The 11,660-nt window shown below is 61.2% G+C and carries 13 protein-coding genes; 12 read left to right on the forward strand and 1 reads right to left on the reverse strand.

The window, feature by feature from the left end; genetic code table 11:
* Nucleotides 1–8: 8 nt before the first annotated feature.
* The 4 genes from cbiE to PspCFBP13509_RS03815 all read left to right on the forward strand — a co-directional run bounded on the left by cbiE (nt 9) and on the right by PspCFBP13509_RS03815 (nt 2,828).
* Nucleotides 9–1,214, forward strand: a complete 1,206-nt coding sequence (cbiE, locus tag PspCFBP13509_RS03800) for a precorrin-6y C5,15-methyltransferase (decarboxylating) subunit CbiE (protein ID WP_137211586.1) — start codon at nt 9–11, stop codon at nt 1,212–1,214.
* A complete protein-coding gene (locus PspCFBP13509_RS03805; RefSeq protein WP_137211587.1) occupies nt 1,211–1,936 on the forward strand; it encodes a cobalt-precorrin-6A reductase in 726 nt (241 codons plus the stop codon). The genes cbiE and PspCFBP13509_RS03805 overlap by 4 nt, the downstream gene beginning before the upstream one ends.
* A 128-nt stretch (nt 1,937–2,064) precedes the next feature.
* On the forward strand, nt 2,065–2,343 hold the full coding sequence (locus tag PspCFBP13509_RS03810; RefSeq protein ID WP_065925573.1) for a hypothetical protein: 279 nt from the start codon (nt 2,065–2,067) through the stop codon (nt 2,341–2,343).
* Nucleotides 2,340–2,828: a PIN domain-containing protein gene (locus PspCFBP13509_RS03815; RefSeq protein WP_027607744.1), complete on the forward strand. Its 489-nt coding sequence runs from the start codon at nt 2,340–2,342 to the stop codon at nt 2,826–2,828. Before PspCFBP13509_RS03810 ends, PspCFBP13509_RS03815 begins: the two co-directional genes overlap by 4 nt.
* Before the next feature lie 58 nt (nt 2,829–2,886).
* Here the strand turns inward: PspCFBP13509_RS03815 and PspCFBP13509_RS03820 are convergent, their stop codons facing one another.
* Nucleotides 2,887–3,138 (reverse strand): DUF6124 family protein, encoded by a 252-nt coding sequence (locus tag PspCFBP13509_RS03820; RefSeq protein WP_137211588.1) that lies wholly within the window; start codon nt 3,136–3,138, stop codon nt 2,887–2,889.
* Nucleotides 3,139–3,656: 518 nt separating this feature from the next.
* Here PspCFBP13509_RS03820 and PspCFBP13509_RS03825 point away from each other — a divergent pair.
* The 8 genes from PspCFBP13509_RS03825 (at nt 3,657) to PspCFBP13509_RS03860 (ending at nt 11,631) form a co-directional block, all read left to right on the forward strand.
* Nucleotides 3,657–3,965 carry a type II toxin-antitoxin system RelE/ParE family toxin gene (locus tag PspCFBP13509_RS03825; RefSeq protein WP_065925574.1) on the forward strand — a complete coding sequence of 103 codons (309 nt, stop codon included), beginning with the start codon at nt 3,657–3,659 and terminating at the stop codon, nt 3,963–3,965.
* 3 nt (nt 3,966–3,968) lie between these two features.
* Nucleotides 3,969–4,256, forward strand: a complete 288-nt coding sequence (locus PspCFBP13509_RS03830; protein ID WP_065925575.1) for an addiction module antidote protein — start codon at nt 3,969–3,971, stop codon at nt 4,254–4,256.
* A gap of 97 nt (nt 4,257–4,353) precedes the next feature.
* On the forward strand, nt 4,354–4,749 hold the full coding sequence (locus PspCFBP13509_RS03835; protein ID WP_137211589.1) for a DUF2946 domain-containing protein: 396 nt from the start codon (nt 4,354–4,356) through the stop codon (nt 4,747–4,749).
* 47 nt (nt 4,750–4,796) lie between these two features.
* A complete protein-coding gene (locus PspCFBP13509_RS03840) occupies nt 4,797–5,279 on the forward strand; it encodes a copper chaperone PCu(A)C (RefSeq protein ID WP_137211590.1) in 483 nt (160 codons plus the stop codon).
* 11 nt (nt 5,280–5,290) lie between these two features.
* Nucleotides 5,291–5,692, forward strand: coding sequence for a DUF2946 domain-containing protein (locus PspCFBP13509_RS03845; RefSeq protein ID WP_065925578.1), 402 nt, complete (start codon nt 5,291–5,293; stop codon nt 5,690–5,692).
* Nucleotides 5,693–5,785: 93 nt separating this feature from the next.
* Nucleotides 5,786–7,855: a TonB-dependent copper receptor gene (locus PspCFBP13509_RS03850; protein ID WP_137211591.1), complete on the forward strand. Its 2,070-nt coding sequence runs from the start codon at nt 5,786–5,788 to the stop codon at nt 7,853–7,855.
* A gap of 132 nt (nt 7,856–7,987) precedes the next feature.
* Nucleotides 7,988–9,370, forward strand: a complete 1,383-nt coding sequence (locus tag PspCFBP13509_RS03855; RefSeq protein ID WP_137211592.1) for a PepSY-associated TM helix domain-containing protein — start codon at nt 7,988–7,990, stop codon at nt 9,368–9,370.
* A gap of 152 nt (nt 9,371–9,522) precedes the next feature.
* Nucleotides 9,523–11,631: a TonB-dependent receptor gene (locus PspCFBP13509_RS03860; RefSeq protein ID WP_137211593.1), complete on the forward strand. Its 2,109-nt coding sequence runs from the start codon at nt 9,523–9,525 to the stop codon at nt 11,629–11,631.
* The last annotated feature ends 29 nt before the right edge of the window (nt 11,632–11,660 follow it).

An 11,660-nucleotide genomic window follows, 5' to 3' on the forward strand; every position in this document is an offset into this window, starting at 1 on the left:
GAATTGATATGTCGCCCTGGCTGACGGTTGTAGGCATCGGTGAAGACGGCTTCAAGGGGCTGGGCAGGAATGCCCGGCATGCCCTGTTGCGCGCTTCGCGGATTATAGGTGGCCAGCGCCAGTTGGACCTGTTGCCGGTGTGTATTCGCGGTGAGCGCCAGGTGTGGCCGAGCCCGTTCTCCCTGGAACCGGTACTGGCGCGGCGTGACGAGCCTGTGTGCGTGCTGGCCAGTGGTGACCCGATGTTTTATGGCGTGGGGGCCAGCCTGGCGCGACAGGTGGCGGCTGAAGAACTGCTGGTTTTACCGGCGCCGTCGTCGGTGTCGTTGGCGGCGGCGCGGCTGGGCTGGCCGTTGCAGGAGGTGGTGACGCTGTCCGTAGTGGCACGGCCAGTGGCGGCGATCAATGCGCATCTGGCCACAGGTGTGCGTTTATTGGTACTGAGTAATGACGGCGGCAGTCCCGCGTTGATTGCTGCGTTGTTGGCTGAATCCGGGTTCGGGCCCAGCCGATTGACAGTATTTGAACACCTGGGCAGCGCGAATGAGCGGCGCATCGACGGTTTGGCTGAGGATTGGCAGCACGCCTGTGTCGCCGATTTGAACCTGGTCGCCATCGACTGCGTGGCCTCCAGCGACACACCACGTCTGTCGCGCCTCGCAGGCTTGCCCGATTCCGCCTTCCAGCACGACGGCCAACTGACCAAACGCGATGTGCGCGCCATGACCCTCGCCCGCCTCGCCCCGATGCCCGGCGAACTGCTGTGGGACGTGGGTGCGGGCAGCGGCTCCATCGGTATCGAATGGATGCGCGCCCATCCGAGCTGCCGCGCATTGGCGATTGAAGCAGACGAAGGCCGCCAGAGCCTTATTGAACACAATCGCGACGCCCTCGGCGTGCCCGGTTTGCAGTTGATTCGTGGCAAAGCCCCGGAAGCGTTGCACGGCCTTACAGCTCCCGACGCCATCTTCATCGGCGGCGGCGTCACCCGCGACGGTGTGCTCGACACCTGTTGGCAACACCTGCGCCCCGGCGGTCGGTTGGTGGCCAATGCCGTCACCCTGCAAAGTGAAATGACCTTGATGAACTGGCGCGCGGAGCATGGCGGCGAACTGACGCGCATCCACGTCGCTCAGGCCCAGCCGCTGGGTGAATTCGATACGTGGAGGCAGGCGCTTCCAATCACCCTGCTGGAAGTGGTCAAGCCGCGATGAAACGCATCCTGCTGCTGGGCGGTGTGACCGAAGCGCTGGCTATCGCGCGCACCTTGGGGCCGGAGCATATCTACAGCCTGGCGGGTGTGGGGCGTGTGCCTACCGATCTCACCTGCCAAGTGCGTGTCGGCGGTTATGGCGGCGCCGAAGGGTTGGCGCAGTTTGTTCGCGACGAACAGATCAACCTGATCCTCGACGCGACCCATCCGTATGCGGCGCAGATCAGCCAGAACGCCGCGCTGGCGGCGCAGTTGTGCGGTGTCCCCTGCTGGGCGTTGCGCCGACCGGCGTGGCAGCCGCAGGCCGGCGATGACTGGCGGGAGGTCAGTGACTGGGCTGAGTTGATCGACGCCTTGAAACCCTTCAAGCGTCCGCTGTTCACCTTGGGTCGCGAGCCGTTGCAGCACCTTGATGAAATCCCGCCCGAGCAGTTCTGGACGCTGCGCGCGCTGGATGTGTATCCCGGCAATGATCGCTGTGAAGTGATTGGCGCACGCGGTCCGTTCCTGATCGAAGATGAACGCGCGTTGTTTGAACGGCGTGGGATTGATGTGCTGATCAGCAAGAACAGTGGCAGCACGGCCACCGAGCCGAAGCTGGAAGTGGCGCGGGAACGGGGCGTGCCGGTGTTGGTGTTGAAGCGGCCGGTGTTGGCGGCGGTGGATCGGGAGCTTTTGTCGCCCGCAGAAACAATCGATTCGTTGGCAGATTTCATTCGATAGATCAGGATCATCCGCCACCCTCTATCCAATCTATTTTGTTACCTCAAGGGACGGCGATGAACCCACAACACGAAGTGCTAAACTCCAGGAACAGTTCAAGCCAGGCCCAACGGTATTCAGGAGCTGACATGATAGAAGTTAAAGAAGCCGTACAAGTCGCCAAGGCGGTCGCAAACGACTTTCTCGGGCAAGAAACAGCACTACAAGACCTGATGCTTGAGGAAGTAGAGTTAGACCCAGACAATAAAACCTGGGCAATAACACTGGGCTTCAATGTCCCCAACCCTAATAACTATGAAAGGCTAGGCGCATCTTTAGCCGGACAAATGCATGCAAGAAAATACAAAACATTCATCATCGACTCGGAGACTGGCGAGTTCCGCTCCATGAAGATCCGCGAAGTATGATCGAAGCCTACATCAAGCAATACCGAAGAAAAGGAATCATCGTTGATACTAACTTGCTGCTTCTGGCACTGATAGGAGGAACGTCCAGCATCGTGGAGTTCAAGAGAACACGCGGCTACAGCGATGCAGACTATCAACTTTTGCTCAAAGTGATTGACCAGTTCGAAAAACTTGTTTCAACCCCTCACATTCTCGCTGAAGTCAGCAACCTGACAAATGGACTTCATGGAAACAAGCTGCGCGATTTTTATGCAACGTTAAAAAACTCACTATCAACAATAATCGAAGTCCATCATCCAGCCTTGGATATAAGTCGCGATTATGAGCTGTCACCCTACGGCCTTACCGACGTTGGCATTGTTGCCGCAGCAAAAGATAACTATCTGGTTTTGACTGACGATCTCAGAGTCGCTGGGTTTGCTCATCAGCACTGCGTAGATGTCGTCAACTTCAATCATATACGGGAAGCCAGCTGGGAGGTCTAAGACCTGCCACACGATCATTCCCACACATATGCGCAGGAACGATCGCTCATCGAACTTGTTAACTACTCGCGGCGGTTGCCTGCCCTGCGCCTTCGTGCACCCTGTCAGCGAGCAATTGTGCCAGCTCGATCAACTGCGCAACGCCCAGTAATTCCTCGCGTGGTGCGCCTTCCAGGTTAAAGGCAAGGTCGCAACTCAGCGCGTTGGCCGAAGCAAGTGTTTCACTGAGGTTGACCAACAGGTCTTCGATGCTGATGCCATCGGCCACGGTGAACAGCCGGACGGGGGGATTGGGGGTGGGTTTGATCATTGTGAAGCTCCTCAGGAATGTGGAGCTGCCACTGATTCGCCGCGACGCGATAGGGTGGCAGCTGTACGCAGGTTCGCGGACCGGTCCCGAGGCAACCCGGCATACACAAAGGTATCCCGCGCACAGCCGCCATAGCGCCGCACAGTAGACGATAAAAAAGCATCAACTGAAAGCAGACGATAGCGCTTTTGCTCTTAGGAAGTCGGGCCGCGACGCCCGTCCGCTGCGTTTACAGCGGTGTACGGAGACTAGAGACCGAGTGTCCTAGGGACAACCTCAAATCCCTGTCGGAAATTTCTGCTTGTACGAATAACCAGCCAAACGACTAGCGATTTGGCCTCCCTCCAAAAAGTCGATTCCCCCTACAAACACTTCCGAACCAGCTGGCTGGCTCAGCCAAAAGCCCCCGCCCTAACCTCCCCCCTCGCGGTTTCGCGTCAGCCATCCGCGAGGGGGACGCCTGCTTTTTGCAGCGCGTCGAAACTTGCCAACATGTATCCCAAGGAATACGATCCGAGATGATTCACTTCAAGAGATCTGATGAGTTTCAGGAATGGCTTTATTCGCTACGCAGTAAACCCGTCCATGGACGTGTGCTTACAAGATTGGACAACGCAAGAATGGGCAATTTTGGAGACTGCGAAAACGTCGGAAATGGCGTATCCGAAATGCGCATCCACTATGGTCCTGGATACCGATACCGGGTGTACTTCAAGCGTATAGGTGAGGTGGTTTATCTACTGTTGATAGGTGGCGATAAATCAACGCAAAAACGCGACATCGAGCGAGCTAAAGAAATTGCCGAAGAATTTGAGAAAAAGGAGTGACCCATGACTCAATTTAAAGATTTCGACATAGCCGAGCATCTGACGACTCCTGAGGACATGGCGGAGTATCTCGAAGCTTCTTTCGAAGAGGATTCTGGTGACGGATTGCTGATTCGTTCAGCGCTCAACAACATCGCCCGCGCCCAAGGCATGACCCAAATTGCTCGCGACGCCGGCCTCGGAAGAGAAAGTCTATACAAAGCCCTCTCCAGCAATGGCAATCCCGAGTTCGCGACTATCATGAAAGTCATGAAGGCTTTGGGCCTCAAGCTTCACGCTACAGCGATCTGATAGCACTGCGACACCAAACCACACCACCACTTTTTACTTATCCCCCCCGATCAGGCTAAATACCCGCCTGATCGTTTAACCCTACGGATTGTCCGCCATGGCCCGTCAACGCGTTGCAATTGCCTGGATCGCCTGCCTTGCAGTGCTGTTCAACGCCTTTGCCATGCCAATGGCCAGCGCGATGCAGCAGTCCAAGGACCCCGTGCAGCAATTGCTGGGGGGCAGTTTCTGTTCGTCCACTGGCGCCAGCCTGAAGACCATTGCCCTGGGCAAGCTGGAGATTCCGGCGCCGCAGCCGGACGATCATTCCACCATGCAGCATTGCTGGTGTTGCTCGGGCTCGGCGCCGTTGGTGGCGTTGCCGGGGCATGTGCCGCAGTTGTATCTCACGCGATTCGAGACGGTACAGCGTCAACCACACACACCATTGCAAACCCCAACCCCGCGCCAGCAATGGCCGAGCCTTAACCCCCGCGCCTCTCCGACGGCCTGATCTTCTTCGCAAGTGAACTGCGTTTAGAACCGTTCTGGAGAACTGCCATGCTTAAATCTTCCCTGCTTCTGGCTGCGTTGCTGCTGCCGGTGTTCAGTGCTGCCAATGCCGAAGACTACAAGGCCGGCGAACTGCTGGTCAGCGATCCCTGGTCCCAGGAATTGCCGCCCAACGCGCCCACCGTCGCCGCGTATTTCGTGATTCATAACACCGGTGCGACACCGGATCGCCTGCTCAGTGTCGACACGCCAGTGGCCGATAAGGCCGAGCTGCATGAGCATGTGATGCAGGGCGACTTGATGAAGATGCAGCAAGTCCCCAGCGTTGCCGTACCGGCCAAGGGTGACTTGACCTTCGCGCCCATGGCGTATCACGTCATGTTGCTGGGCCTCAAGGACCGCAGCCTGCTGGCCGATGGCAAGCAATTCCCGCTGACCCTGACCTTTGAAAAAGCCGGCAAGGTCGAGGTGGAAGTCTCGGTACAGAAAGTACCGCCGATGGTCGGCCACGAGCACAAGCACCCTCAATAGACTGACTCCAGATGGGCGCCCCTCGCGCCAGGCTATCCCCACACCGCCGCGTGAAGCGCGGCAGTTGGATCAGCCTGTTCGCCATGCTGATGATCTTTATCGGTCCGCTGATTTCCCAAGCGATGCCGATGGATCATCACGCCGGTATGTCGATGAACATGTCCATGGACATGCCCGGCGACCACGGCGACGCCCATCACAAGAAAGCCCCTGACGAACACCACGCGCTCTGGTCCAAGTGCGGCTATTGCGACTTGCTCTACAGTTGCCCGGCCCTGCCCGGCAGCGTGTCATTCGTGGCCATCGGCAGCCCGCCGCCGACCAATGCCCTTACCCCCGCACCGCGCCTGGGCCATGCCCGGCAGAGCATCTTCCCCGGCGCCCGCAGCCGCGCCCCGCCCATCGCCTCGTAAGCCCCTGCCACCGTTACGTCACCCCGGCCGACTTTAGACAGACAGCCGCAGGCTGCTGGCCGTGTTGTTTACGATTGATTGATGGAATTTGTCATGTCCAGGTTTACTGCTGACTCCCGTTTGGGAAGCACCTCTGTGCTCGCTGCCCTATGCGGCGCCCTGCTCGTTCCCCACGCCCAGGCCGATGAACACGCCGAGCATGAGCTGACGCCCACGGTGATCACCGCCATTGCGCCCAGCTCGCCGCTGACCGTGGTCACCAACCCCAAGGACCCTCGCCAACCGGTGCCCGCCAGCGACGGCGGCGACTACCTCAAGACCATCCCCGGCTTCGCCCTGGTACGCAACGGCGGCACCAATGGCGACCCGGTACTGCGCGGCATGTTCGGTTCGCGCCTGAACATCCTCACCAACGGCAGCATGATGCTCGGCGCCTGCCCCGGCAGGATGGATGCGCCGACCTCGTACATTTCGCCGGAAACCTACGACAAGCTCACCGTGATCAAGGGCCCGCAAACCGTACTCTGGGGCCCCGGTGCTTCAGCCGGCACCATCCTGTTCGAGCGCGAACCGGAACACTTCGGTGAACTCGGCACGCGGCTCAACGCGAGTGTGCTGGCAGGCTCCAACGGGCGCTTCGACAAGGTCATCGATGCCGCCGCCGGTGGGCCGCTGGGCTATGTGCGGGTGATCGGCAACCAGGCCCATGCCGATGACTACAAGGACGGCAACAACGACACCGTCGCCTCGCGCTACGACAAATGGAATGGCGACGTCGCCGTCGGCTTCACCCCGGATGCCGACACCCTGCTGGAGCTCACCGCCGGCCGTGGCGACGGCGAAGCGCGTTACGCCGGGCGCGGCATGGACGGTTCGCAGTTCCTGCGCGAAAGCCTGGGCCTGCGCTTCGAGAAATCGAATATCGGCGAAGTGCTGGATAAGGTCGAAGCCCAGGTCTACTACAACTATGCCGACCACGTGATGGACAACTACAGCCTGCGCACGCCCTCGGGCACCGGGATGATGGCCGGGCCCATGGCCTCCAACGTCGACCGCCGCACCCTCGGCGCGCGCATCAAGGCCACCTGGCGCTGGGCCGATGTGCAACTGATCAGCGGCCTGGATGCGCAGACCAACGAACACCGCCAACGCAGCAGCATGGGCATCGACACCTACAAGGATTTGCCCAAGGTCAAGGACGCCAACTTCCACAACTACGGCGTATTCGGCGAGCTGACCTGGTACGCCGCCGACCATGACCGCCTGATCACCGGTGCGCGCCTGGACCGCGCCTCGGCCAAGGACTTCCGGCAAACCACCGGCTCCGGGATGAGTGCACGCGCCAACCCGACCGCCGACGACACCCGCGCCGACACCCTGCCCTCGGGCTTTATGCGCTACGAGCACGACCTGGCCGACAGCCCGACCACGCTCTATGCCGGCCTGGGCCACTCGGAACGCTTCCCGGATTACTGGGAGCTGTTCTCGCCCAACACCGGCGCGGTTGGTTCGGTCAACGCCTTCGATGGCGTGAAACCGGAGAAAACCACCCAACTCGACTTCGGCGCGCAATACAAAGCCGACGACCTGGAAGCCTGGGCGTCGGGCTACGTCGGCCAGGTGCGTGATTTCATCCTGTTCGATTACCGGGCGGGGATGATGGGCACCACCTCCCAGGCGCGCAATGTGGACGCACGCATCATGGGCGGTGAAGTGGGCGCGGCCTACAAGCTAACCCCCAATTGGAAAGCCGACGCCACCCTCGCCTACGCCTGGGGCAAGAACAGCAGCGACGGCAAGGCCCTGCCGCAAATGCCGCCGTTGGACGCACGCTTCGGCCTGACCTACAGCGAAGACGACTGGAGTGCCGGCGCGTTGTGGCGGGTAGTGGCGGCGCAGAACCGCATCGACCAGAACAAGGGCAATGTGGTCGGCAAGGACTACGACAAGAGCGGCGGCTTTGGCGTGTTCTCGGTCAATGGCGCGTATCGCATCAACAAGAATTTCAAGGTCAGCACCGGCGTCGACAACCTGTTCGGCAAGGCCTACGCCGAACACCTGAACCTGGCCGGCAACGCCGGATTCGGCTACCCGGCCAACGATCCGCAGGCCATCAAGGAGCCGGGGCGGACCCTTTGGACCAAGGTCGACATGAGCTTCTAAACGCATCGGGGGCGCCCCCCTTCCCACATAGGAACGCACTCCAAATGTGGGAGGGGCGGTGCGACGATTCGACTTGCCCCCGATAGCGGCCTGATCAACGACAAAAAATTCAAGCTTTGCGGAGCATCCCCGATGACCACTCAAAAAGTTTCCTTCTACAACCTGGCCTGGCGCTGGCACTTCTACGCCGGCCTCTTCGTCGCCCCCTTCATGGTACTGCTGGCCCTGACCGGCATCATCTACCTGTTCAAACCCCAGCTCGATCCGCTGATGTACGGCGACCTGCTCAAGGTGCAAAGCGCCGAGCACGCCTTGAGCGCCGACGAGCAATTGCAACGCGCCCAGGCGGCCTTTCCCCAGGGCAAGATCAGCAAGTACCTGCCACCCGTCGACGCCACCAGCAGCGCGCAGTTCGTGATGCACGTCGGCGGGCGCGAAGTGACGGTGTTCGTCGACCCCTATCGCGGCACCGTACTCGGCGAGCAGGATGCGAAAAACAACCTGCAAGCCATCGCCCGCGCCCTGCACGGCGAGCTGATGATCGGCACCGTCGGCGACCGCCTGGTAGAGCTCGCCGCCGGTTGGGGCGTGATGCTGGTGGTGTCCGGCCTGTACCTGTGGTGGCCGCGTGGCAAAACGTCGGCCGGCGTGTTGTGGCCGCGCTTCACAACCCGTGGCCGCGTGTTCTGGCGTGACCTGCATGCCGTCGCCGGCTTCTGGGGCGCGGCGTTTCTGCTGGTGATGCTGCTCAGCGGCATGACCTGGACCGGCTTCTGGGGCAAGCAATACGCCGACCTCTGGAACACTTTCCCGGCGGCGATGTGGAACAACGTGCCGCAGTCCGATCAGCAGGCGCGGGTGCTCAATACCGCAACGCAACAGACCGTGCCCTGGGCGATGGAAAACACGCCGATGCCGATGTCCGGCGACCATGCCGAACACATGAACCACGGCGCCATGCACGCTGCTCCCGCCGCGCCCACGGTGCGCCTGCAACAGGTGGTGGACCTGGCCACGGCACGCAAGGTCGAGCCCGGCTACAGCATCACTTTCCCCACCACCGCCGAAGGCGTGTTCACCGTCGCGGTGTTCGCCGACGACCCGCGCAACGACGCCACCCTGCATGTGGACCAGTACACCGGCAAGGTCCTCACCGATGTGCGCTGGGCGCACTACAACACCGTGGCACGGGCCACCGAGACCGGCGTGATGCTGCACGAAGGCAAGATGTTCGGCTGGGTGAACCAGCTGATCGTGCTGCTGATCTGCCTGATGATCCTGCTCAGCGCGGTGAGTGGCGTGGTGATCTGGTGGAAGCGTCGGCCCCAGGGCGGCCTGGGTGTTCCGCCGTTGCGTCATGACCTGCCGAAGTGGAAAACCGCGATGGTGATCATGCTCGCGCTGGCGCTCCTGTTCCCGCTGGTGGGCGCCTCATTGATCGCGGTCTGGGCGCTGGATCGCCTGGTGTTGTCACGGTTGTTCAGCCAACGTGAATCCACCTCAGGTTCGCTATGAAGTAGGCGAGATGCCCTACATAGAGGCGTTAGGTAGTCTTACGCGGGCTTTCGCCAAAGACGCAGGAAGTGTTAACTTATAACACTTGCTGCATACCTCAGCTCGCCGCGCCCAGCGGCGAGCACCGCCTCGAAGAAGCGATTTTCCGCCCAATGAACAAGTACCTAGTGTCCGGCCTGTGCCTGCTCGCCCTGCATGACAGCGCCCAGGCCCTGACCCTGCCCGCCAGCCCGGTGACCGCAGCGGCCGTGGATGACCAACACGTCGACCTGAACACGCCGACCACCGCAGGCTCGCGCCTGAATCTCAGCGCGCTGCAAACCCCGGGCAGTGTCGAAAGCCAGACCGGTACGCAGATCCGCGAGCGTGGCGACGCCAGCGTGCAGGACGCCATTTCCCGTGCCACCGGCATCAGCCGCACCGGCACACCGGGCGATGGCGGCACCTCGCTGTCGGCCCGTGGTTTTACCGGCCAGGGCTCGGTGATGCAACTGTACGACGGCACCCGCATGTACATGGGCATGGGCACCTCGACCTTCCCGGTGGACACCTGGGCGGTGGAACGCGTAGACGTTTTGCGCGGCCCGGCCTCGGTGCTGTACGGCGAAGGCGCCACCGGTGCGGTGATCAATACCGTGCCGAAAAAACCCTTCGAAGGCGAGATCGAAAACCACCTCCGCCTCGGCTACGGCGCCTACGATCGCCAGCAACAAGCTCTGGACAGCGGCGGCTCGCTGACCGACACCCTGAGCTATCGCCTGAACCTCAACCGCCTGCGCAGCCACGGCTTTATCGACCATGGCGACTCCAGCAGCGACTTCGTCAGCGGCGCCCTGCGCTGGCAGGCGGCGGACAACCTGAGCTTCACCCTGGCCAGCGACTATGGCGACCAGCGCCCGCAGAACTACTTCGGCACGCCGCTGATCAATGGCCAGTTGCACAAGGGCCTGCGCCACAAGAACTACAACGTCAGCAACGACACCCAGCACTACAACGACCAGTGGACGCGCCTGATCAGCGAGTGGCAGATCAATGACAACGTCAGTGCCACCAATGAACTGTTCTACCTGAAGAACCAGCGCCGCTGGCAGAACGCCGAGAACTACAACGTCACCAACGGGCAACTGACCCGCAGCGGCAACTTCGGCATCAAGCACAACCAGGAACAGGTCGGCGATCGCCAGACCGTCACCTTCAAGCACAGCCTGTTCGGCCTCGACAGCCAGACCGTGACGGGCGTGGAATACAACCGCATCCGTTTCCGCCTGGCCAGCAACTCACCGTTCAACGACGTGCTGCCCGGCGGCCAGCCGGTGGATATCAACGATCCGGCGCCCGCTCGGTTCGACAGCCAGAACCCGTTCAAACCGCTGTTCGCCACCACCACCAAAACCGTTGCCGGTTTCGCCGAAAACCGCCTGCAACTCACCGACCAACTGGCGCTGGTCACCGGCATCCGCCGCGACTACGCCCACGTCGAGCGCGATGATTTACGTGACGCCAGCCAAAGCGACAAGACCCTCACCGGCAATAACTGGAAGGCTGGCCTGGTCTACGCAATCACCCCCGACACCTCGGTCTACAGCCAGTACGCCACCAGCACCGACGGGGTCGGCGGCCTGATTTCCCTGAGCCCTGGCCAGCAGCAGTTCGACCTCTCCACCGCCAGGCAAACCGAGATCGGCCTCAAGCAGGCCTTCTGGGATCAACGCGGCGAATGGACAGTGGCGGCCTACCATATCGTCAAGAAGAAACTGCTCACCGACGTCCCTGGCAACCCGGACCTCAAGCAGCAAGTCGGCCAGCAATCCTCCAGCGGCCTGGAAGCCAGCCTCGACCTGCAACTGCCGCACGCCTGGGCGCTGCAAGCCAACGCAGCCATCGTGCGGGCGCAGTACGACGACTTCAAACAGGCTGTCGACGGCGTACAAGTGTCCCGCGACGGCAACCGTCCGGTGGACGTGCCACGCCGCACCGCCAACCTGTGGCTGAGCAAGGCCCTGAGCGACGACATCCGCGCCGGTGCCGGAGTGCGCTATGTCGATGCACGGTATGCCGACATGGCCAACCAGAACGAGCTGCCGAGCTACACCGTGGTCGATGCCACGCTGTCGTGGAAGGCGATGCGCAACACCACCCTGGGCCTGCAACTGAACAACCTGTTCGACCGCACCTACGCGGTCAGCCAGTACAACGACGGCCAGCAATGGATCCTCGGTGAACCGCGCTCGTTCTTCGTCACGGCGGACTACACCTTCTAACTGACCAAAACACGGCTAGATCCCTGCAG

This window comes from Pseudomonas sp. CFBP13509 (assembly GCF_005233485.1).
Taxonomy (GTDB): Bacteria; Pseudomonadota; Gammaproteobacteria; order Pseudomonadales; family Pseudomonadaceae; genus Aquipseudomonas; species Aquipseudomonas marginalis.